Origin of the sequence: Variovorax sp. OV700 (genome assembly GCF_900099805.1) — a bacterium.
In the GTDB taxonomy this organism is placed as follows: Bacteria; Pseudomonadota; Gammaproteobacteria; order Burkholderiales; family Burkholderiaceae_C; genus Variovorax.
The window spans coordinates 41513-63008 of the sequence record NZ_FNDR01000017.1; the positions used below are offsets into that span (position 1 = coordinate 41513).

21 protein-coding genes and 1 tRNA gene are annotated in these 21496 nt (G+C 66.2%); 14 read left to right on the forward strand and 8 right to left on the reverse strand.

Features of this window, described 5'->3' with window-relative positions; genetic code table 11:
- Positions 1 to 19 precede the first annotated feature (19 nt).
- Positions 20 to 829, forward strand: coding sequence for a helix-turn-helix domain-containing protein (locus BLR24_RS27785; RefSeq protein ID WP_254787630.1), 810 nt, complete (start codon positions 20 to 22; stop codon positions 827 to 829).
- Positions 830 to 875: 46 nt separating this feature from the next.
- Positions 876 to 1772 (forward strand): SDR family NAD(P)-dependent oxidoreductase, encoded by an 897-nt coding sequence (locus tag BLR24_RS27790; RefSeq protein WP_093023501.1) that lies wholly within the window; start codon positions 876 to 878, stop codon positions 1770 to 1772.
- Between the two features lie 24 nt (positions 1773 to 1796).
- Here the strand turns inward: BLR24_RS27790 and nth are convergent, their stop codons facing one another.
- Positions 1797 to 2444 carry an endonuclease III gene (nth, locus tag BLR24_RS27795; RefSeq protein ID WP_055796645.1) on the reverse strand — a complete coding sequence of 216 codons (648 nt, stop codon included), beginning with the start codon at positions 2442 to 2444 and terminating at the stop codon, positions 1797 to 1799.
- Positions 2445 to 2585: 141 nt separating this feature from the next.
- Here nth and BLR24_RS27800 point away from each other — a divergent pair, with 141 nt between their 5' ends.
- Positions 2586 to 3773, forward strand: a complete 1188-nt coding sequence (locus BLR24_RS27800; RefSeq protein WP_093023503.1) for an aminotransferase-like domain-containing protein — start codon at positions 2586 to 2588, stop codon at positions 3771 to 3773.
- Positions 3774 to 3780: 7 nt separating this feature from the next.
- Here BLR24_RS27800 and BLR24_RS27805 read toward each other — a convergent pair whose 3' ends face one another.
- Positions 3781 to 4008, reverse strand: coding sequence for a hypothetical protein (locus tag BLR24_RS27805; RefSeq protein ID WP_093023505.1), 228 nt, complete (start codon positions 4006 to 4008; stop codon positions 3781 to 3783).
- A 71-nt stretch (positions 4009 to 4079) separates the two neighbouring features.
- On the opposite strand from BLR24_RS27805, the gene BLR24_RS27810 reads away from it, so the two are divergent.
- The gene (locus BLR24_RS27810; protein WP_093023507.1) at positions 4080 to 4406 is read left to right on the forward strand and encodes a DUF6172 family protein; all 327 of its coding nucleotides are present in this window, start codon (positions 4080 to 4082) and stop codon (positions 4404 to 4406) included.
- A 10-nt stretch (positions 4407 to 4416) separates the two neighbouring features.
- On the opposite strand, the gene BLR24_RS27815 is transcribed toward BLR24_RS27810, so the two are convergent.
- Genes BLR24_RS27815 through mfd form a run of 3 tightly spaced genes read right to left on the reverse strand, consistent with a single transcriptional unit; the run spans position 4417 to position 9670 of the window.
- The gene (locus BLR24_RS27815) at positions 4417 to 5484 is read right to left on the reverse strand and encodes an Ldh family oxidoreductase (protein WP_093023509.1); all 1068 of its coding nucleotides are present in this window, start codon (positions 5482 to 5484) and stop codon (positions 4417 to 4419) included.
- Positions 5481 to 6191, reverse strand: a complete 711-nt coding sequence (gene serB, locus BLR24_RS27820; RefSeq protein WP_093023511.1) for a phosphoserine phosphatase SerB — start codon at positions 6189 to 6191, stop codon at positions 5481 to 5483. Before serB ends, BLR24_RS27815 begins: the two co-directional genes overlap by 4 nt.
- On the reverse strand, positions 6188 to 9670 hold the full coding sequence (gene mfd / locus BLR24_RS27825) for a transcription-repair coupling factor (protein WP_093023513.1): 3483 nt from the start codon (positions 9668 to 9670) through the stop codon (positions 6188 to 6190). The genes serB and mfd overlap by 4 nt, the downstream gene beginning before the upstream one ends.
- A gap of 114 nt (positions 9671 to 9784) precedes the next feature.
- Here mfd and ispD point away from each other — a divergent pair, with 114 nt between their 5' ends.
- Both ispD and ispF read left to right on the forward strand, forming a co-directional pair.
- The gene (gene ispD / locus BLR24_RS27830; RefSeq protein WP_093023515.1) at positions 9785 to 10498 is read left to right on the forward strand and encodes a 2-C-methyl-D-erythritol 4-phosphate cytidylyltransferase; all 714 of its coding nucleotides are present in this window, start codon (positions 9785 to 9787) and stop codon (positions 10496 to 10498) included.
- Positions 10499 to 10559: 61 nt separating this feature from the next.
- The gene (ispF, locus tag BLR24_RS27835; RefSeq protein ID WP_093023517.1) at positions 10560 to 11048 is read left to right on the forward strand and encodes a 2-C-methyl-D-erythritol 2,4-cyclodiphosphate synthase; all 489 of its coding nucleotides are present in this window, start codon (positions 10560 to 10562) and stop codon (positions 11046 to 11048) included.
- 1 nt (position 11049) lies between these two features.
- Here the strand turns inward: ispF and BLR24_RS27840 are convergent, their stop codons facing one another.
- Entirely contained in the window at positions 11050 to 12459 is a 1410-nt protein-coding gene (locus BLR24_RS27840) for a sensor histidine kinase (RefSeq protein ID WP_055797280.1), read from the reverse strand.
- 75 nt (positions 12460 to 12534) lie between these two features.
- Entirely contained in the window at positions 12535 to 13266 is a 732-nt protein-coding gene (ompR, locus tag BLR24_RS27845) for an osmolarity response regulator transcription factor OmpR (RefSeq protein ID WP_012747691.1), read from the reverse strand.
- A 172-nt stretch (positions 13267 to 13438) separates the two neighbouring features.
- On the opposite strand from ompR, the gene BLR24_RS27850 reads away from it, so the two are divergent.
- Positions 13439 to 13798 carry a hypothetical protein gene (locus BLR24_RS27850; protein WP_093023519.1) on the forward strand — a complete coding sequence of 120 codons (360 nt, stop codon included), beginning with the start codon at positions 13439 to 13441 and terminating at the stop codon, positions 13796 to 13798.
- Positions 13799 to 13855: 57 nt separating this feature from the next.
- Complete coding sequence (locus BLR24_RS27855; RefSeq protein ID WP_093023521.1) at positions 13856 to 14566, forward strand: SIMPL domain-containing protein; 711 nt, start codon at positions 13856 to 13858, stop codon at positions 14564 to 14566.
- Positions 14567 to 14612: 46 nt separating this feature from the next.
- Here BLR24_RS27855 and BLR24_RS27860 read toward each other — a convergent pair whose 3' ends face one another.
- A complete protein-coding gene (locus BLR24_RS27860) occupies positions 14613 to 15383 on the reverse strand; it encodes a 3-hydroxybutyrate dehydrogenase (protein WP_093023625.1) in 771 nt (256 codons plus the stop codon).
- Between the two features lie 67 nt (positions 15384 to 15450).
- Here BLR24_RS27860 and BLR24_RS27865 point away from each other — a divergent pair, with 67 nt between their 5' ends.
- The 6 genes from BLR24_RS27865 (at position 15451) to rimO (ending at position 21417) form a co-directional block, all read left to right on the forward strand.
- A complete protein-coding gene (locus tag BLR24_RS27865; protein WP_093023523.1) occupies positions 15451 to 16410 on the forward strand; it encodes an alpha/beta fold hydrolase in 960 nt (319 codons plus the stop codon).
- A 106-nt stretch (positions 16411 to 16516) separates the two neighbouring features.
- Entirely contained in the window at positions 16517 to 18661 is a 2145-nt protein-coding gene (locus BLR24_RS27870; protein WP_254787634.1) for a RelA/SpoT family protein, read from the forward strand.
- 48 nt (positions 18662 to 18709) lie between these two features.
- Positions 18710 to 18786: transfer RNA gene (locus BLR24_RS27875), tRNA-Val, on the forward strand.
- Between the two features lie 170 nt (positions 18787 to 18956).
- A complete protein-coding gene (locus BLR24_RS27880; RefSeq protein WP_093023527.1) occupies positions 18957 to 19325 on the forward strand; it encodes a hypothetical protein in 369 nt (122 codons plus the stop codon).
- An 85-nt stretch (positions 19326 to 19410) separates the two neighbouring features.
- Positions 19411 to 19971 (forward strand): polyhydroxyalkanoate synthesis repressor PhaR, encoded by a 561-nt coding sequence (phaR, locus tag BLR24_RS27885; RefSeq protein ID WP_093023529.1) that lies wholly within the window; start codon positions 19411 to 19413, stop codon positions 19969 to 19971.
- A gap of 39 nt (positions 19972 to 20010) precedes the next feature.
- The gene (rimO, locus tag BLR24_RS27890; protein ID WP_093023531.1) at positions 20011 to 21417 is read left to right on the forward strand and encodes a 30S ribosomal protein S12 methylthiotransferase RimO; all 1407 of its coding nucleotides are present in this window, start codon (positions 20011 to 20013) and stop codon (positions 21415 to 21417) included.
- The last annotated feature ends 79 nt before the right edge of the window (positions 21418 to 21496 follow it).

A 21496-nucleotide genomic window follows, 5' to 3' on the forward strand; every position in this document is an offset into this window, starting at 1 on the left:
GCACGGGCCGGAGGCCGACATGCCTGCAGGCACGCTGCACGCCTTCCCCGTGCCGGCGCCGTTGCGCGCACAGGTTGCGCACATTCTTCTCTACAGGGAAGGGCTGCCCGAAGGCCATGAGGTTGTCGAGCGTGTGCTGCCCGATGGGGCGGTGCGGCTGGTCTTCAATCTGGGCGATGCGCCGTCGACGGGCGAAAGCGCCGGGCAACCTGTCGAGGCCTTGAGCGCTTCCGCAGCCCCGGTCCTGGTGCGCCTGCGCCGGAAGATGGAAGGGCTGTCGGTGACCCTGCGCCCCGGCGCGGCCGCGGCCCTGCTGGGAATGCCGGCCGGCGAGATTGCGGGCACCGCCGTGCATCTGGACGAACTGTGGCGCGGCCGCGGTGCCGAGCTGCTGGAGCGGATGGCCGAACAACCGGACGATGCCTCGCGCGTGTCGCTGCTCTGCGCCGCACTGCAGCGGCACTTGGCCGATGGCGATGCCACCGTTCACCCGGCTGCGATGCGCGCGGCGCAACTCATCGCGGCGTCGGGGGGACGGCGTCCACTGCGCGAAGTGGCAGCGGCCGTCGGGCTCGGTGAGCGGCGGCTGCAGCAGGTCTTTCAGCAGCAGGTGGGGTTGCCGCCCCGGGCCTGGAGCCGGCTCGCACGGCTGCATGCCTGCCTGCGCGCCTTGCGCGTGCAGCGCGCGCCCGCCTGGGCGAGCCTTGCGCTGGACGGCGGCTTCTATGACCAATCGCACCTGGTCAACGAGTTCCAGGCGCTCTGCGGCCTCACGCCGACGGAGTTTCTGGGCCGCGCGATTTCGGGTTCTTCCAAGACGGCGGGTTGAAGCGGCCTTACCGTCACTTCGAACTCGGAACGAAAGGAGAAAACTCATGCATGCAGAAAGCAATGACCGGCCGTTGAAAGGCCGCGTGGCCGTGGTGACCGGCGCCAGCCGCGGTGCCGGCCGCGGCATCGCGGTGGAACTCGGCGCCGCGGGTGCCACCGTGTATGTCACCGGGCGAAGCACGCGGGAGCAGCCGGCGACCACCTATGGCCAGTTGCTCGCCCTCTCGGAGCTCGAAGCCCTGCCGGGCAGCATCGACGAAACGGCCGACGAAGTCACCCGCATGGGCGGACGCGGCATTGCGGTGCGCTGCGATCACACGCAGGAAGACGAGGTGAAGCAGCTCTTTGCGCGGGTGCAGAGCGAGCAGGGCCGTGTCGATCTGCTCGTCAACAACGCTTGGGGCGGCCACGAGACTTTCACGGGCGTGTTCGAGGCGCCGTTCTGGGAGCATCCGCTCTCCAGCTGGGATTCGATGTTCGACCGCGGCGTGCGCAACCACCTGCTGGCCAGCCGGTGCGCCGCGCCGATCATGGTGGCGCAGAAGGGCGGGCTCATCGTGACCACCACCTTCTGGGACCGCGGCAACTACCTGCGTGGAAATCTGTTCTACGACCTCGCCAAGTCCGCCATGACACGGCTGGCCTTCGGCATGGCGCAGGAGCTGCGTCCGCATGGCGTCGCGTCGCTCGCCGTGTCGCCGGGATGGATGCGAACCGAGTTCGTGCTGGCCGGCCACAAGACCGACGAGGCGCATTGGCGCGAACGCCCCGCGTTGGCGCGAACCGAGTCGCCGCGCTATCTCGGCCGTGCGGTCGCCGCATTGGCGGGCGATTCGCGGGTGCTGGAGAAGAGCGGCGGCGTGCATCGCGTGGCCGACCTCGCGCGCGAGTACGGCTTTACCGACATCGACGGCCGGCAGGTCGAGGCGTTCGAGATGTAGCCGGAGAACAGGCCAGGGCCGGATTCAGGCCGACTTGGGCCGCGGCGTCTTCGGCTTGTAGTCGCAGTAGGGCGCTACCGCGCATTCCCAGCACTTTGGTGTGCGCGCCACGCAGATGTAGCGCCCATGCAGGATGAGCCAGTGGTGCGCATGCAGGCGGAACTCGAAAGGCACCCGTTTCTCGAGCTTGAGTTCCACTTCGAGCGGCGTCTTGCCCGGCGCGAGCCCGGTGCGGTTGCCGACGCGAAAGATGTGTGTGTCGACCGCGATGGTGGCCTCGCCGAACGCGACGTTGAGCACCACGTTGGCGGTCTTGCGGCCGACCCCCGGCAGCGCCTCCAATTCGGCGCGCGTGCGCGGCACTTCGCCGCCATGCAGTTCCACCAGCATGCGGCAGGTCTCGATCAGGTGCTTGGCCTTGCTGCGATAGAGCCCGATGGTCTTGATGTATTCCTCCAGGCCTTCCACCCCCAGCCGGAGGATCGCCTGCGGCGTGTTCGCCACCGGAAAAAGCTTGCGCGTCGCCTTGTTCACGCCCACGTCGGTGGCTTGCGCCGAGAGCAGCACGGCGGCCAGCAGCTCGAAGGGCGTGGCGTATTCGAGCTCGGTTTCGGGGGTGGGGTTGGCCGCCTGCAGGGTGGCGAAGAAGAGGGGAATGTTGTCTTTTTTCATGGGGTCGGGGGAACGCGGCGCTCGTCGGCCATTCCTGGCAGGGCGGCGATAGACGCAATATATCGTTGAAAGGCGATAGCCTTACGCAGCTTTATTGCCCGCGGCTTTCGCGACAATGGCGTCCAGAAAGTGAGACCTCCCATGCAATTCGCTTCCCGCCTCGACAACGTCGAAACCTCCGCCATCCGCGAACTCTTCAAGCTGCTGGGCAAGCCCGGCATCATCAGCTTTGCGGGCGGCTTCCCCGACAGCGCCATGTTCGACGTGGAGGGCCTGAAGGAAGCGAGCCAGAAGGCACTGACCGAAGAACCCGGCGGCGCGCTGCAATACGGCGCCACCGAAGGCTACGAGCCGCTTCGCACGCAGCTTTCTGCCTTCATGAAGACCAAGGGCGTGGACGTGGACCCCAGCGGCCTGATCGTCACCACCGGCAGCCAGCAGGCGCTCGACCTGCTGGGCAAGACCATGATCTCGCCCGGCGACAAGGTGATTGTCGAAGGCCCGACCTTTCTGGCCACCATCCAGTGTTTTCGGCTGTATGGCGCGCAGCTCATCAGCGCGCCCATCGACGCCAACGGCGTGAAGACCGACGAACTGGAGAAGCTCATCGCCGAGCACAAGCCCAAGTTCGTCTACCTGATTCCCACCTTCGGCAACCCGAGCGGCGCCATGCTGACGCTGGAGCGCCGCAAGAAGGTGCTCGAGCTGGCGGTCAAGTACCAGACGCTGATCGTCGAGGACGACCCCTACGGCGACCTTTATTTCGGCGAGGCGCCGCCGCCCTCGATCCTGGCCTTGAGCAAGGACGTGCCGGGCAGCCGCGAGCTGCTGGCCCACTGCGGCAGCCTGAGCAAGGTGCTGAGCCCGGGCCTGCGCATCGGCTGGATGATCGCGCCGGCCGAACTGCTCGCCAAGGCCACGATGTGCAAGCAGTTCAGCGATGCGCACACCAGCACCTTTGCCCAGGCTACTGCTGCACAGTACCTCAAGAGCGGTCGCATGCCGGGCACGCTGGCGCACGTGCGCGAGGTGTACGGCCAGCGCGCGCAGGCCATGGGCGCGGCACTGAAGCGCGAGCTGGGCGATGCGGTCAGCTTCACGCAGCCGCAGGGCGGCTTGTTTTTCTGGGCCCGCCTCACGGGAGCCAACGGCAAGCTGGCCGATGCGGGCGAACTGGCCAAGCGCGCCATCGAGCAGCTGGTGGCCTTCGTGCCTGGGGCGCCGTTCTATGCCGAGAAGCCCGACATGGCGACGCTGCGGTTGAGCTTTGCGACGGCGGATGTGGCGAAGATTGAAGAGGGCGTGAAGCGCCTCGGCCAAGCCCTGTAATCTTCGGTCAGGGCGAGCGATGCAGCCGAGGCGCCGCCAGCAGCGCCAGGTTCTCCTCTATGGCCGCATCCACGTTCGGATGGCGGCCTTTCATTTTCGATAGCGTCATGATCGTCTGCAGCGCCTTCAGGTCCTTGACCGAGGGCGCAACCTTGATCTGGGCGATGGCCGCCGATGCGTTGCCGCCGTTGACCAATGCCATTACCTTGCTTGCCCAGTCGTTTGCGCGCGCCATGTCTTCACCTGCTTTCAATTGAACCGCCGACTGTACACAGGACAGCCAGGCGGCATTGGTTACCATCACCCATGAGAAAAACCTTTCAGCTTCAGGTCGAGGGCAAACACCCCGACCGTCTCCTCGAAGCCATCAAGCACGAGATCCGCAAGTACATCAAGCGCGAGCGGCGCCGCGTCCTGCCAGAAGGCAGCGACTTCTGGGACTTCGATTGCAAGTTCGGCACCGCGGCGGAAACCGCCGAAGTCGTGCATCTTTCGGCCATCACGGGCCTGATCGACGGCGTCGTCAAGGACGCCGGCAAGCAGTTCTATGTCGAGATCCTGGCCAAGCCCGGCAAGCGCACACCGCGCCCCGCCGGGGAGCGGGCGCAAGAAGAACCGCCAGAAGAAGACTGATCGGCCTTTTTTAGATCAGCGCCTGGGCCAGTTGCAGGCCGTGGCGTTGCTCCGCATCCTGCAGCGAACGCGCGATCGACGGATGCAGGCGCACCCCGTTCTTCGATTGCGTTTCGCGGCGCTTCAAGCCGCCTTCCCCCGGCAGCCGCACCGGCTTTGCAGGATCGATGGGCATGTTGGTGCGGCACTGCGCCGCCACGTGGTCCATCTGGCGCAGAAAAGCTTCCTTGCCGCCGAACGCATGCAGATCGTGCAGCGTGACGTGCACCGTCGCGCCCCAGCCTTCAGGCGGATCGGCGCGGCCGTGGCCCGCGAGGCCGGCCGTCAGCGTCTCGACCAGCAGCGCCATTCCGTAGCCCTTGTGCCCATGGCTCAGGCCGCCAACCGGCAGCAGCGTACCGGGCGGCTGGTCGAACAGCACCTGCGGGTTATTGGTCGGCTTGCCGGTGGCATCGATCAGCCATTCCTCGGCAAAGGTCTCGCCGGCCGCGCGCTTGCGGTTGCTCATGCCGTTGGTGGTGATGGAGGCCGAGATGTCGACCATCACGCCGCCTTGCGACAGGGGAAAGCCCATGGCCAGCGGATTCGGCGTGAACACGGCCTGCGTGCCGCCGAAGGGCGCGACGCTGGCCGCATTGGGGTCGGAGCACGCCAGCAGCATCAGCATGTCTTCCTGCAGCGCACGCAGCATGTAGACCGCGAGACAGGCGATGTGGTGGCTGCGGCGGATCACGAGCGAGGCGGTGCCGAGCTCGCGCGCACGCGGCAGCAGCAGGTCCAGGCCCTGGTCCATGAGCCAGGGGCCGGGCAGGCGCTTGCCGTCCCACAGCACGGCCGCCGGGCGGTCCGACAGCACCTCGGGCGTACCGTCGCGCGTCATGCCGCCGGATTCGATTTCCTTCACATAGCCGGCCAGCAGGGCGAGCCCGTGCGTGTCGTGGCCCAGCAGGTCGCCTTCGACCAGCGTGCGGGCGACGCTGTCGGCCATCGATGCAGCGAGGCCGGCCTTCTGCAGCAAGGCGCTGCCGTAGTCCCTGAGTGCATCTGCGCTGTAGAGCGGAGCGGTGTCGTCGTTCATTTCAGAATCTCCAGCAAGCGGTCGAGGCCGCCTTCGTTGATGGCCACCATGGCTTGTTCGCGCACCTTGGGCTTGGCGTGGTACGCCACCGAGAGGCCGGCTTCGCCCATCATCGGCAGGTCGTTGGCGCCGTCGCCCACGGCGATGGTCTCTTGCGGCGAAATGCCCATGAGCGATGCGACTTCGAGCAGCGTTCGGCGCTTTTCGGCGCCGTCGCAGATGTCACCCCAGCTTTGCTGCACTACCTGGCCGGTGAGCTGGCCATCGGCTTCGTCGAGTAGGTTGGAGCGCGCGAAGTCGATGCCCAGGCGGTCTTTCACGCGGTTGGCAAAAAACGTGAAGCCGCCCGACACCAGAAGCACCTTGAGCCCCGCCGCCTTGCAGGCGGCCACCAGTTCGGCCGCGCCCGGATTGAGCTTCAAGCGCTCGTCGTACACCTGCTGCAGCGCCGCGACCGGCACGCCCCTCAGCAGCGCCGCGCGGCGGCGCAAGCTTTCCTTGAAGTCCTTGATCTCGCCGCGCATCGTGGCTTCGGTGATGGCGGCCACCTCGGCCTTCTTGCCGACGGCATCGGCGATCTCGTCGATGCATTCGATGTTGATCAGCGTCGAGTCCATGTCGAACGCGATCAGCTTGAAGTCGGCGAGCTTCAGCGGCGGCTTCACGCGCTGGAGGACGAGACCGGGAGAAAATTCGATGGCGTTCATGCAGGAACAGTTTCCTTGATGATGGGTTGACCGAGGCTGCGCAGCACATCGCGCACCATTTGCGCACGCTCCTTCGGTTCCTTGAGTTCGCGCTCGATGCGCAGCTTTTCGTTGCCGGCGAGCTTGATGTGCTTGTTCTTCTGGATCAGATGGATGATGGCCATGGAATCGACCGGCGGATCCTTCTTGAACGTGATGTGGATCACGCCCGGTGCCGCATCGACCTTGACCACGCCATAGGGCCGCGCCAGCACGCGCAGCCGGTGCGTATCGATCAGCGTCTGCGCCTGCGGCGGCAGCTTGCCGAAGCGGTCGACGATCTCTTCCAGCAGCGTGTCGATCTGGTCGGGTGTCTTGGCGGTGGCCAGCTTCTTGTAGAACGACAGGCGCAGGTGCACGTCGCCGCAGTAGTCGTCGGGCAGCAGGGCGGGGGCATGCAGGTTGATCTCGGTCGTGACCGACAGCGGCGCGAGCAGGTCGGGCTCCTGCCCAGCCTTGAGCGCGCGCACGGCTTCGCTCAGCATCTCGTTGTAGAGCTGGAAGCCGATCTCCATCATGTTGCCGCTCTGGTTTTCGCCCAGCACTTCGCCGGTGCCGCGAATCTCCAGGTCGTGCATGGCAAGGTAGAAGCCCGAGCCCAGCTCTTCCATCTGCTGGATGGCGTCGAGCCGCTGCGCCGCCTGTTTGGTCAGGCCCTCGGTGTCCGGCACCATCAGGTACGCATAGGCCTGGTGATGCGAACGCCCGACACGGCCGCGCAGCTGGTGCAGCTGCGCCAGGCCGAACTTGTCGGCGCGGCTCATCACGATGGTGTTGGCGGTCGGCACGTCGATGCCGGTCTCGATGATGGTCGAGCACAGCAAGAGGTTGTAGCGCTGCGCCACGAAGTCGCGCATCACCCGCTCCAGCTCGCGTTCGGGCATCTGGCCGTGGGCCACGGCAATGCGAGCCTCGGGCAATATCTCTTCGAGCTTCTGGCGGCGGTTCTCGATGGTCTCGACCTCGTTGTGCAGGAAGTAGACCTGCCCGCCGCGCTTCAACTCGCGCAGTACGGCCTCGCGGATCACGCCGGTGCCCTCGTTGCGAACGAAGGTCTTGATGGCCAGGCGCCGCTGCGGCGCGGTGGCGATCACGCTCAGGTCGCGCAGGCCTTCGAGCGCCATGCCCAGCGTGCGCGGAATGGGCGTGGCCGTGAGCGTGAGCACGTCGACCTCGGCACGCATCGCCTTCATCGCCTCCTTGTGGCGCACGCCGAAGCGATGCTCCTCGTCGATGATGAGCAGGCCCAGGTTCTTGAACTTGATCGACGGCGACAGCAGCTTGTGCGTGCCCACCACGATGTCGACCGTGCCTTCGGCCAGGCCCTTGGCGGCCGCGGTGATTTCCTTGGCCGAACGGAAGCGGCTCATTTCGGCCACCTTGACCGGCCACTTGGCGAAACGGTCGACCAGCGTCTGGTAGTGCTGCTCGGCCAGCAGCGTGGTGGGCGCGAGAAACGCCACCTGCTTGCCGCCCGTGATCGCGATGAAGGCGGCGCGCAGTGCCACTTCGGTCTTGCCGAAGCCCACGTCGCCGCAGACCAGCCGGTCCATCGGCTGCGGCGAGATCATGTCCTGCACCACGGCGTGGATCGCGGCCTTCTGGTCGGCCGTTTCCTGGAAGCCGAAGTCGTTGGCGAACACCTCGTAGTCGGCGGCCGAAAAGCGGAAGGCGTGGCCCTGGCGCGCCGCGCGGCGGGCGTAGATGTTGAGCAGCTCGGCGGCCGAGTCGCGCACCTGTTCGGCCGCCTTGCGCTTGGCCTTTTCCCACTGGCCGGAGCCCAGCTTGTGCAGCGGCGCCTCGTCGGCGCTGACGCCGGTGTAGCGGCTGATCTGGTGCAGCTGCGAAACGGGCACGTAGAGCGTGGCCTTGTCGGCGTACTCCAGGTGCAGCATTTCCTGCAGCAGCGGCTTGCCTTCGGCATCGACGCCCTGGCCCAGGTCCATGTGGATCAGCCCGCGGTAGCGGCCGATGCCGTGCGCGGTGTGGACCACCGGGTCGCCCACGTTCAGCTCGGAAAGGTCCTTGATCAGCGCCTCGACGTCGCTGACCTGTTCCTGCTTCTTGTTGCGGCGGCGCGTGGTGGGCGCGGTGGCGAAGAGCTCGGTTTCGGTGACGAGGTCGATGCCCTGTTCGCGCCACGCGAAGCCCGAGGCCAGCGCGGCGGTGGCGATGCCGATTTTTTCGTCGGTCGAGGCCTCGAACTCGGCCAGCGAGTCGAAGGCCGGCGGGCTGACCCCGCTGGCGCGCAGGAAGTCGAGCAGGCTTTCGCGCCGGCCTTCGCTCTCCGCAATCAGCAATACGCGGTGCGGCGTGGCCTTGATGTGGGCCTTGAGGCCGACCAGCGGATCTTCGGCGCCGCGCACCACCGCGAACGGCGGGAGCTTGTCGAACTCGGCGTAGGGCGTATCCGTGGCGATGTCGCCCCGAATTGCCAGCTGCGCGTGCGGCTTGGCCCGCTGGTAGAACTGTTCGGCGTTGAGGAACAGCGCCTCGGGCGGCAGCGCCGGCCGCTCGGGGTCGCCGCGCACCAGCCGGTATCGCTCGTTGGTGTCCTGCCAGAAATGCTGGAAGGCGGGTTCGAGATCGCCGTGCAACACCACGGTGGCATCGGGCCCGAAGTAGTCGAACACCGTGGCCGTTTCGTCGAAGAACAGCGGCAGGTAGTACTCGATGCCGGCGGTGGCCACGCCGTTGCCCATGTCCTTGTAGATGCGGCTCTTGGTCGGGTCGCCCTCGAGCAGTTCGCGCCAGCGGCTGCGAAAGCGCGCGCGGGCGTCGTCGTCCATCGGGAACTCGCGGCCCGGCAGCAAGCGCACCTCGGGCACGGGGTAGAGGCTGCGCTGGGTGTCGGGGTCGAAGGTGCGGATGGAGTCGATCTCGTCGTCGAACAGATCGACGCGAAAGGGCACCGGCGAGCCCATGGGAAACAGGTCGATCAGGCCGCCGCGCACCGCGTATTCGCCCGGGCTCACCACCTGCGTCACATGGCTATAGCCAGCCAATGTGAGCTGGGCCTTGAGCTTCGATTCCTCGAGCTTCTGCTTGGCCTTGAAGTGAAAGGTGTAGCCGGCCAGGAAGGCAGGCGGCGCCAGGCGGTAGAGCGCGGTGGTGGCGGGCACCAGCACCACGTCGGCTTCCTTCTGGCTGATGCGCCAGAGCGTGGCGAGCCGCTCGCTGATCAGGTCCTGGTGAGGGGAAAAGCTGTCGTAGGGCAGCGTCTCCCAGTCGGGGAACAGGGCGCAGCGCAGGTCGGGCGCGAAGAACGCGGTCTCGTCGATCAGGCGCTGGGCGTCGTTGGCGTCCGCCGTGAACACCGCAGTGGCGCGGCCCGCGGCCTTCTCGCGCATGCCCAGCTGCGCCAGCAGCAGCGCATCGGCCGACAAAGGAGGACGCGGCAGCGTGAATCGCTTGCCCGCCGTGAGGTGGGGGAGGTCCATGGAACGCTTTAAAAATGCAGAACACCCCGCGCCGCTGGCGAGGGGTGTGAGATGGTCGATTCTAGAATGGCGGCCCCTTGTTCGCTTGCCGGCCGTCGCCCGGTGCCGGAGCCCATGTCTTCCTCCCGACTTTTCGTTCTGATTCCTTGCGCCGGCTCCGGCCACCGCGCGGGTGGCGTGCAGCCCAAGCAATACCAGCGCCTTGCGGGTGCGTCCTTGGTGGCCCATACGGTGGAGGCGTTTCGTGCGCTGGCGGGCCGCTTTGCCGGCCTGGCGGTGGTGGTGGCGCCGGACGACCGCGACGTGCAGGCGGCGCTGCCGCGCTTTCCGGCCACGGGCGAGTTCCTGTTGCAGGTGGGGGGCGTCACGCGCGCGGCCACGGTGCGCAACGGCCTGGCGGCGCTGCGGCAGAAAGGGGCTGGGGCGCACGACTGGGTGCTGGTGCACGACGCGGCGCGCTGCCTGGTCACGTCGAGCCAGATCGAGGCGCTGATCGCGGCCTGCGAACACGACGCCGTCGGCGGCCTGCTGGCCCAGCGCCTGGCTGACACGCTCAAGGTGTCGTCCGCCGGCAGCCGGGTTTCGCAGACGCTGCCGCGCGCCGACAAGTGGCTCGCCCAGACGCCGCAGATGTTTCGCATCGGCATGCTGCTCGATGCGCTGGAGCGTGTGGGCGACGCGGTGACGGATGAAGCCGGCGCCATCGAGGCGATCGGGCTTGCGCCGCTGCTGGTGCCGGGCAGTGCGCAGAATTTCAAAGTGACTTTTCCGGAAGACTTTGCGCTGGCCGAAGCGGTGTTGCTGGGCCGCAAGAAGGCCAGGGCATGAGCCCCCGCCCGGCCGTTCCGAAGGGGGCTCGCACCGCAGTGCGTAGCACGGAGGTTACCCAATGAGCGCACCTTTCAACATCCGCGTCGGCGAGGGCTGGGACGTTCACCAGCTGGTGGCGGGCCGCAAGCTGATTCTGGGCGGTGTCGAGGTGCCGCACACCACGGGCCTGCTGGGCCATTCGGATGCCGACGTGCTGCTGCATGCCATCACCGACGCATTGCTGGGTGCAGCGGGCCTGGGCGACATCGGGCGGCATTTTCCCGACACCGATGCGCAGTTTCGCGGCGCCGACTCGGCCGTGCTGCTTGGCGAAGCGGCCCGCCGCGTGCGTGCCGCGGGCTGGGAGATCGGCAACGTCGACAGCACGGTGATCGCGCAGGCGCCCAAGCTGGCCCCTCATATTCCGGTCATGTGCCAGCGCATCGCCGCAGCACTGGGCCTTGCGCTCGACCAGGTCAACGTGAAGGCGAAGACGGCCGAAAAGCTGGGCCCGGTCGGCGAAGGCCGCGCGATGGAAGCCCGCGCGGTGGTGTTGCTGCACCGCTGAGTCAGGCGCGCCGGCCGGGGGCTTCCATGGGCCTGGGCTCGGGCATGGCGCGCGGCATGCGGATGTGCGCCGCCAGGCCGCGTCCCGGCGTGCTGGTGAGCGCAAAGGTGCCGCCCATCCGCTCGATGTTCTTGGCCACGATCGATAGGCCAAGGCCGGCGCCGGCGGCCGATGTGCGCGCCACGTCCCCCCGGAAGAACGGCTTGGTCAATTGCGAGAGCAGGGCCGGATCGACGCCCGCGCCGTGGTCGCGCACCTTGATCAGCACCGCGTCGTTGTTGGCCTGGGCCTGGATCACCACGTCGGCCACGCCGGTGGAGGGCGTCTTGCCGTAGCGCCGCGCGTTTTCCACCAGATTGGAGATCACGCGGGTGAGTTCGACCTCGTCGCCCAGCACGCGAAGGTCGGACGGCACGTCGACCCGGATCTTCATTTCTTCGTAATCCTGCACGGCATAGGTGCAGGCATCGACCACATCGCGCAGCAGCACGGGCTTGGGGTCGACATGGTCGGGCCGTGCGTAGTCGAGGAACTTGTCGATGATCGCGTCGAGTTGCGCGATGTCGGCCGCCATGTGGTCGCGCGCGTCCTCGTCAGCCACGCTCATTTCGGTTTCGAGGCGCAGGCGCGCCAGCGGGGTGCGCAGGTCGTGCGAGATGCCGGCCAGCATGATGGCGCGGTCCTGCTCGATCTTGGCGAGCTGGTCGGCCATGCGGTTGAAGCCGATGTTGACCGCGCGGATCTCGTTGGTGCGCGCGCTTTCGTCGAGCCGATGCGCTTCGTACTCGCCTTCGCGCACCTGCATGGTGGCGCGCGACAGCTGCTTCAGCGGCAGGTTGATGAGTCGGGTGATCAGCGCCGCGCCGGCCAGGGACAGGGCCATGGCGGTGCTGAGCCAGACCAGCCACGTGCGCCCCCCCACGCGGCTGAAGCGGGTCGGGTCGAGCAGCAGCCAGTAGGCGTCGCTTTCGATGGTGAAGCCGATCCACAGGCCGGGCTCGTCGTTGACTCGGCTGGCCACGGTGGTGCCTTCGCCGAGCTGGTCGATCAGCTCCTCGGTCACGCGCTGGTCGAGCGCGCCGCTGGTGTAGGGCTGGAAGCGGTCGTTGGGTTCGCGCGGCAGGATGCGGACGCCTTCCTGGTCGGCCAGCGTCTTGATCAGCGACACCCGCGTGATCGCGTCCGAATACACCAGCGCGGCGCGCGTGAGGTTTACGAGCGAGGCGATCTGGTGCGCCGTCTGGATGGCGCGAGGCTCGTACTCGAGCGACCGAAATGTCTGAAGCCACGCGACCGTGCAGCCGACCAGCAACAGCGCGAGCAGGAAAAATGTGCGCCAGAAAAGGCTGAAGCCGAGCTTGAGGCCCGGTCGCCGGTCACGCTGGCCGGCGCCCTCCAGAGGGCTCGGCATCGTGACCTGGGCGCCGTCCTCCTGGGCTTGGCTGGGTCTGGCTGAATTCAGGCCGATGGCCACCTCGGGATATCGTCAGGCCGTGCCGTCCGGCACGAAGACATAGCCCACGCCCCACACCGTCTGGATGTAGCGGGGCGCGGCGGCGTCGGCCTCGACCAGCTTGCGCAGGCGCGAGATCTGCACGTCGAGGCTGCGGTCGAAGGGCTCGAATTCGCGGCCGCGTGCCAGCTGGGCGAGTTTTTCGCGCGAAAGCGGCTGGCGCGGGTGACGCACCAGCGCTTTCAGCATCGCGAATTCGCCGGTGGTCAGGGAGAGCTCTTCGCCGTCCTTCTTGAGCGTGCGCGACCCGAGGTCGAAGGCGAACGGACCGAAAGTGACGGTTTCGTTCTCGGTGGAAGGCGCACCGGGCGCCTCGAGCGGCGGACGGCGGCGCAGCACTGCGTGCACGCGCGCCAGCAGTTCGCGGGGGTTGAAGGGCTTGCCAAGGTAGTCGTCGGCGCCGACTTCGAGGCCGACGATGCGGTCGACGTCTTCACCCTTGGCGGTGAGCATGATGATCGGCGTGCGGTCGTTGGCGGCGCGCAGGCGGCGGCAGACCGAGAGGCCGTCCTCGCCGGGCATCATCAGGTCGAGCACGATCAAATCGACCGTGTCGCGCAACAGGATGCGGTTGAGCGCCTTGCCGTCCTCGGCCACGATCACTTCGAAACCTTCCTGGGTCAGGTAGCGGCGAAGCAGGTCGCGGATGCGGGCGTCGTCGTCGACGATCACGATCTTGTCAGTGCGAGCGGGAACTTGAGTCATTTCTACAACGTTGAATTTGTAACAGCGTCGATTCTGAAGGCGTTAAGCCGTCGCTGAGCCAGTTTTACTTATTGTTTGACACTAAGTTACAAAACTTGCGGTCGCTAGCTGTCTAGCCATCCGCCCTTTGTCCAGCGGTGGCAAAGTCCACTTGTCTTATGACTTCTGCTCAATGAGAACCCTCCTTTCCGCGTTGCCGATCCTCGTTGCCTGCAGCTGCGGCTCCACCTGGGCCACGGCTGGCGAATTCCTCAAGGTCGGGGATTCGCGCCGCAACGAAGTGCGCGAGGCGGTGGCGGCTCACCGCGCGGCGCAGCGCGCCGAGATCCGGCGGGAGGAGGCGGCGGCCGGCAGGCGCCTGACGGCCGCCGAACTCTTCGAATTGCGGCAGCAGGTGCGCGGCCAGTGGACGCCGCCCGGCACACCCCCCAGGGCCATGAATTCGGCAGAATCGCAGCCGGCCGAGCGAATCGCACCGCCGCCGATGTCGGCAGCGCGCGCGTTGACCTTGCCCCGCAGCCAGCGCCGCTAAGGCGGCGCGGCGCGCGTTTCTGCGTTCCTCGAATACCAATCCAGGGGGTAACTCGTCTTGAAGAAAATCAGTTGGATCGCGGCCGGCGCCGCGTTGGCCGCGGCAGTGGCCGCAGGCAGTGCCACGGCCCAGAACATGGCCCCGCCGCCGCAGAACGTGCTGCAACTCACCGCCTCCGGCACGGTCGAAGTGCAGCAGGACCTGCTGAGCATGACGCTCACCACCACGCGCGACGCCACCGACGCCGCCACGGTTCAATCGCAGCTCAAGGCCGCGGTCGATGCCGCGCTGGCCGAAGCCAGGAAGAACGCCCAGCCTGGCCAGCTCGACGTGCGCACCGGCAACTTCAGCCTGTCGCCGCGCTACACCCGCGAAGGAAAGATCAACGGCTGGCAGGGCTCCGCCGAAATGGTGCTCGAGGGCCGCGACTTCCCGCGCATCACGCAGACCGCGGGCCGCATCACCACGCTCAACGTCGGCAACGTCGGCTTTGCACTGAGCCGCGAGCAGCGCGCCAAAAGCGAGACCGAGGCCCAGACCATCGCAATTGAAAACTTCAAGCAGAAGGCGACCGAGCTGGCCAAGGGCTTCGGCTTTGCGGGCTACACGCTGCGCGAGGTCGCGGTGAACGCGAACGACAGCGGCCCGATTCGGCCGCGCGCCATGGCGGCTTCGGCCAAATCCTTTTCCCCCGACGCGCCGGTGCCGGTGGAAGCCGGAAAGACCAGCGTGGTGGTGAACGTGTCGGGGTCGGTGCAGCTCAAGTAGAAGAGGGCGGGCAGACGGGGGAGGGGCGCGGGCCGCTCCCCTGCGATTACTGTGCGGTCCAGCCGCCGTCCATTTGCCAGGCCACGCCGCGGACCTGGTCGGCCGCCGGCGAGCACAGGAACACCGCCAGCCCGCCGAGCTGCTCGACCGTGGTGAACTGCAACGAAGGCTGCTTCTCTCCGAGCAGTTCGTTTTGCGCCTGCGTGGCCGAGATGCCTTCGCGTGCCGCGCGGTCGTCGATCTGCTTTTGCACCAGCTGGGTCAGTACCCAACCCGGGCAGATCGCATTGCTGGTGATGCCGGTGGTTGCGGTTTCGAGCGCTACCGACTTGGTGAAGCCGACGATGCCGTGCTTGGCCGCCACGTAGGCGGACTTCTGCGCCGAAGCGACCAGTCCGTGAGCCGACGCCACATTGATGATGCGTCCCCAATTGGCTTCGCGCATCGCCGGAATTGCGAGCCGCGTCGTGTGGAACGCGCTCGTGAGGTTGATTGCGATGATGGCGTCCCAGCGCTCTGGCGGAAAGTCCTCGACCTTTGCCACGTGCTGGATGCCGGCATTGTTGACGAGGATGTCGACGCGGCCGAACCTGGACGCGGCGAACTTCATCATGTCCTCGATCTGGTCGGGTTTGCTCATGTCGGCGCCGTGGTATTCGGCACGCACGCCGAGCGCTTCGATGCGGGCCTTGGGCGTCTCGGCATCGCCGAAACCATTGAGCACGATGTGCGCGCCTTGTTGTGCAAGTGCCTCGGCAATGGCAAGGCCAATGCCGCTGGTGGACCCCGTGACAAGCGCGGTTTTGCCTTTGAGCATGAAGTTCAATCTCCGGATGAATTAGGATGCGACGAGACATTATCCGCACCAGGACGACTTCGTTTTCATGACAGAACCGACGCTTCATTACGTGGCGTGCGATGACCCCCAAGGCGGGCATCGCATGGCCTATTGGCAATGGGGCAGCGCGCGCAGTGCGCGTGTAGTGATGTGCGTGCACGGCCTGACTCGCCAGGGGCGCGATTTCGACGTGCTGGCCCAGGCCATCGTGGGGCGTGCCGGCGGCGACGTGCGCGTGGTCTGCCCTGACGTCGCGGGGCGCGGTCAAAGCGACTGGCTGCGCGATCCGGCGCTCTACCAGGTGCCGGTCTATGCGGCCGACATGGTGGCGCTCCTGGCGCAGCTGCATCACGAACAGCCGATCGAGATGCTCGACTATCTGGGTACCAGCATGGGCGGACTCATCGGTTTCGTGCTGGCCGGCCACAAGCAATTGCCGCTGCCCCACCCGATACGCCGTTTCATCGTGAACGACGTCGGCCCGACGATCGAGGCTGTGGCCATCCAGCGCATTGGCGGCTACGTGGGGCAGGGCGGCCGCTATGCGGGCCTTCAGGAAGCAGCCGACGCCATGTGGGCGATCTCGACCAGCTTCGGCCCCCATACGCCTGAGCAATGGCTTTCGCTGTCGGAGCACATGGTGGTGCCGGCGCCGCGGCGCACGGCCGACGGTGCGCGCAAAGTCGAACCCGACGAGACCGGCGGCGGCGAAGCCGGTCCCTGCTTGCTTCACTACGACCCGGCCATTGGCGTTTCGCTGCGTGCCATCACGCCCGAGGCCGCGGCCCAGGGCGGCGCGGTGATGTGGAGCCTGTACGACGCCATCGAGGCGCAAACCCTGGTGACGCGTGGCGCCCAGTCGGATCTCTTGTCGCGCGAAACCGCGCTGGCCATGACGCAGCGCGGGCCTCGCGCGGCGCTGATCGAATTCGAAGGCGTGGGCCATGCGCCCACCTTCGTCGACCCTGCGCAAGTCCTGGCTGTCACATCCTTCCTGTTCGATTGAGGGCAGCGTGAAGCGCGATTCTTCGAGCCTTCAAACGGCACACTCTCCCGATTCGGCAGTGGCGGACTATCCGCTGTCCGCCGCCACGGCTGATCGCAGTCCGGTGATGGAGAACATGCTCGCCCGTGCGCGCGCATTTGCCGAGCCGTTGATTGCCGACGAGAAGCTCGACACCGGCGAGAACACGCTGGCGCACGCCGATGCCGTGGCGACCATCGTCGCGAAGATGGGCGGCTCCGAGGCCATGCAGGCCGCGAGCTATCTGGTCTATGCCTGCCAGCACCTGAACCGTCCGCAGGAAGTGATTGCCAAGGTGTTCGGCGACAACTTCGCGGCGCTGGCGGTCGAAACCACCAAGCTGGTCCGCGTGCAGGAGCAGGCCCGCTCGGCTTCGCAGGGGCATCACCTGTCGGAAGGCGCGGGCGCGCAGACCGAAAACGTGCGCAAGATGTTGCTCGCGTTTTCGCGCGACCTGCGCGTGGTCATGCTGCGCCTGGCGTCGCGGCTGCAGACCTTGCGGCACGCCGCGGCCAGCAAGCAGCCGGCGCCCGAGAGCGTGGCGCGCGAGTCGCTGCAGGTGTTTGCGCCGCTGGCCAACCGCCTGGGCATCTGGCAGGTGAAGTGGGAGATCGAGGATCTTTCTTTTCGCTTTCTCGAACCTGAAACCTACAAGCTGATTGCGCGACTGCTCGACGAGAAGCGGGTCGAGCGCGAAGGCCATGTCGAGCAGCTGCGCTCGCAGCTCGAAAGCGAACTGCAGGCCGAGGGAGTGCACGCCACCGTGCAGGGGCGGCCGAAAAACATCTACAGCATCGTCAAGAAGATGCGCGGCAAGTCGCTCGATTTCGCGCAGGTGTTCGACATCCTCGCGCTGCGCGTGGTGGTGCCCGACGTGAAGGATTGCTACGCGGCGCTGGCCTGGGTGCATTCGCATTTCCTGCCGATCGACGAAGAGTTCGACGACTACATTGCGCGCCCCAAGCCCAACGGCTACCAGTCGCTGCACACGGTGGTGCGCGAGATGGTCGACGGCAAGCCCGGCAAGCCGATCGAGATCCAGATCCGCACGGAAGAAATGCACGACCATGCCGAGCACGGCGTGGCGGCGCACTGGGCCTACAAGGAAGCAGGGCACAAGGGCTATGCCGGCGTGTGGGCGAGCGGCGAGTACGACGCCAAGATTGCCGTGCTGCGGCAGCTCCTGGCGTGGGAGCGCGATCTTTCGGGCGGCTCGCAGGGCCAGGGGCTGTTCGACGACCGCATCTATGTGCTGACGCCGGACGCGGCGATTGTCGAGCTGCCGCAGGGCGCGACGCCGGTCGACTTTGCCTACACGGTGCACACGACGCTCGGCCACAGGTGCCGCGGTGCGCGCGTCGATGGCGCGATGGTGCCGCTCAACACGCCACTGTCCAACGGGCAGACGGTGGAGATCATCGCGGCCAAGGAGGGCGGCCCGTCGCGCGACTGGCTCAATGCCGAGCTGGGCTACCTTGCGAGCCACCGCGCGCGTGCCAAGGTGCGCGCGTGGTTCAACGCGCAGATCACGCACGAGACCGTGGCGCGCGGGCGCGAGGCCGTCGAGAAGCTGCTGCAGCGCGAAGGCAAGACCTCCACGCGGCTCGAGGACCTGGCTTCGCAGTTGGGCTTCAAGTCGGCGGATCATTTGTTCGAAGTGGTCGGCAAGGACGAGTTCTCGCTGCGCAATATCGAGGTGCTGCTGCGCCCGCCGGAGCCCGCACCGAATCCTGACGACGGCGTGCAGATCAAGAAGCCGCGCGCAAGCGAAAAATCCGGCAAGGGCGGCGTGCTGGTGGTGGGCGTGTCATCGCTGATGACGCAGCTCGCCAAGTGCTGCAAGCCGGCACCTCCGGATCCCATCAGCGGCTTCGTGACCCGGGGTCACGGCGTCAGCGTGCATCGCACCGATTGCAGCAACTTCCGCACGATGGCCGCGCGCGACGGCGAGCGCGTCATCGACGTCGAATGGGGCGCGGCCAAGAAGGGCGGCGAGGCGCCGGTCTATGCGGTCGACGTGGCCGTGGAAGCGGCGGACCGCCAAGGCCTCCTGCGTGACATCTCCGATGTCTTCGCACGCGAGAAGATGAACGTGATCGGCGTGCAGACGCAGTCGGTCAAGGGCACGGCATGGATGACGTTCACTGTAGAGATCACCGACGCAGCGCGGTTGACGCAGGTGCTGGGCATCGTGACGGCAGTGGCTGGTGTGCGATCTGCACGTCGGCGCTAAAAAGCGCGTTTTCTCCTGCTACAATAGCTGCTTCTCGGACACATCCTTAGGCGCGTAGCTCAGCTGGTTAGAGCACCACCTTGACATGGTGGGGGTCGTTGGTTCGAGTCCAATCGCGCCTACCAATTTCTGTTCCAACATCCGGCCAACCACCGGGTCTGTTGAACAGAGCTTTCACCGGGTTCCCCGGTGTCTCAATCGTCCTTGCGGTGAAGCAGACAAAGACCATGGCCACATTGTTGTGCTACCTTGGCCGCACTGCAAACCTTTTCCAATTTTCTTGACAAGCGATCTGATGAATACGCGATCAACGCTGGTTGATCGGGCTCATGCCGCCAAGCGCCTGGCCGCATTGCTCAGGCAAGCCCCCATTGAATTTGCGCGCGCGGTCTATGGCATCAACGACCACGCGGGCGGCCGCACCGACACCATGGCTGCGCGCGAGGTGGCGCGCGCCCAGCGGCAGGGCATGCCCGTGACGCAAGAGCGCGCCGAACAGCGTGCGCGCGCGTATCTTCCGACCTCCGGACAGGAGCACTGTCCGCGCTGCTGGGTCGTCTACGGCCACAAGAGTCCGTTGCGTTTTCGGGACGCCACGGAAGATCGCCCCGAGACAGCGACCTGCGCCGCATGCGGCGCCGAGTACGCCACAACGCTGGACTGACGACGCAGATTCGCTGGCCGAGGCATGGTCAGGGTAAACCTTGTCGCGATGCAGCAAAACCGCTACCTAGAATTGATCGGATGACATGGGCATCCATGTGAAGGAGTCCGCAGTGCAGAGCAAGAAGTCCGGGGTCAAGCCGGTGCAACGTGTAATCAAGAAGTACCCCAACCGAAGGCTCTACGATACCGAGACATCCACGTACATCACCCTGACCGAGGTGAAGCAACTGGTCATACAGAACGCTCAGTTCGTGGTGCGCGATGCCAAGAGCGGTGATGACCTCACGCGAAGCATCCTGCTGCAGATCATTCTCGAAGAAGAAGCGGGTGGCGCGCCGATGTTCACCGAGCAGGTGCTGTCCAACATCATCCGCTTCTACGGACAGGCGATGCAGGGCTACATGGGCCCGTATCTCGAGAAGAACATCCAGGCCATGACCGAAGTGCAGGCCCAGCTCGCCGACAAGGCCGAAGGGCTCACGCCCGAGATGTGGTCGCGCTTCATGACCTTGCAGTCGCCGGTGCTCCAGGGGCTGATGGGCAACTACGTCGAGCAGTCCAAGAACGTGTTCCTGCAAATGCAGGAACAGATGCAGAAGAACACCGAGCAGGTTCTGGGCGCATTCGGCATCAAACGTCCCTGAAATCCCGGTCCCGGCCGATAGCTGGGACAATAGGGGCATATGAGCGAAGTTGCCTCCCCTGAACGTACGGCCACGCCGGCTGCCCCCAAAGTCGGCTTCGTGAGCCTGGGCTGTCCCAAGGCCCTGACCGATTCCGAACTGATCCTGACCCGCCTGAGTGCCGAGGGCTACCAGACGTCCAAGACCTTCGAAGGGGCCGACCTGGTGATCGTCAACACCTGCGGCTTCATCGACGATGCCGTGAAGGAGAGCCTGGACACCATCGGCGAGGCATTGGCTGAAAACGGCCGCGTCATCGTCACGGGTTGCCTGGGCGCCAAGACGGGCGACCAGGGCGGCAACCTGGTGCGGCAGATGCACCCCAGCGTGCTGGCCGTGACTGGTCCGCACGCCACGCAAGAGGTCATGGATGCGGTCCACGCGAACCTACCCAAGCCGCACGATCCCTTCATCGACCTGGTGCCCAACACCTTCGGCATCGCAGGCCTCAAGCTCACGCCGCGGCACTATGCGTATCTGAAGATCAGCGAAGGCTGCAATCACCGCTGCACCTTCTGCATCATTCCGTCGATGCGTGGCGACCTGGTGTCGCGTCCTGTCGGCGACGTGCTCGGCGAGGCCAAGGCCCTGTTCGAAGGCGGCGTGAGAGAACTGCTGGTCATCAGCCAGGACACCTCGGCCTATGGCGTCGACGTCAAGTACCGCACTGGTTTCTGGGACGGCAAGCCGGTCAAGACACGCATGCTCGAACTGGTTCGCACGCTGGGCGAAATCGCGGAGCCCTATGGCGCCTGGGTGCGCCTGCACTACGTGTACCCGTATCCGAGCGTGGACGAGATCATTCCGTTGATGGCAAGCGGGCAGGTGCTGCCTTACCTCGACGTGCCGCTGCAGCACAGCCACCCCGACGTGCTCAAGCGCATGAAGCGGCCGGCCAGCGGCGAGAAGAACCTGGAGCGCCTCGCGCGTTGGCGCGAGGTCTGTCCAGAGCTCGTGATCCGCAGCACATTCATTGCCGGCTTTCCGGGCGAAACCGAGCAAGAGTTCGAGCATCTGCTCGACTTCATCCGCGAGGCGCAGATCGACCGGGCAGGTTGCTTTGCATACAGCCCCGTCGAAGGCGCCACGGCCAACGACATTCCCGGCATGCTGCCGCCGGCAGAGCGCGAAGCGCGCCGCGCCCGGTTCATGGAAGTGGCGGAGGCGGTGTCGATCGCCAAGCTGCGCCAGCGCATCGGTGCAACCATGCAGGTGCTCGTCGATTCCGCGCCGGGCATGGGCCGAAAGGGCGGCGTGGGCCGCACCTACGCCGACGCGCCCGAGATCGACGGCACCGTGCGCCTGCTGCCGCCCGAGAAAATCAGCAAGACGCTCAAGGTGGGTGAATTCACCAAGGCCCGCATCGTGGGTGCCGAGGGCCACGACCTGATTGCGCTGCCGATCTGAGATCCGCCAAATGGAAAAGCCCGCATGAAGCGGGCTTTTCTAAAGGGCTCGATCAGGGCTGGCAAGGCCCGGTTGTTCC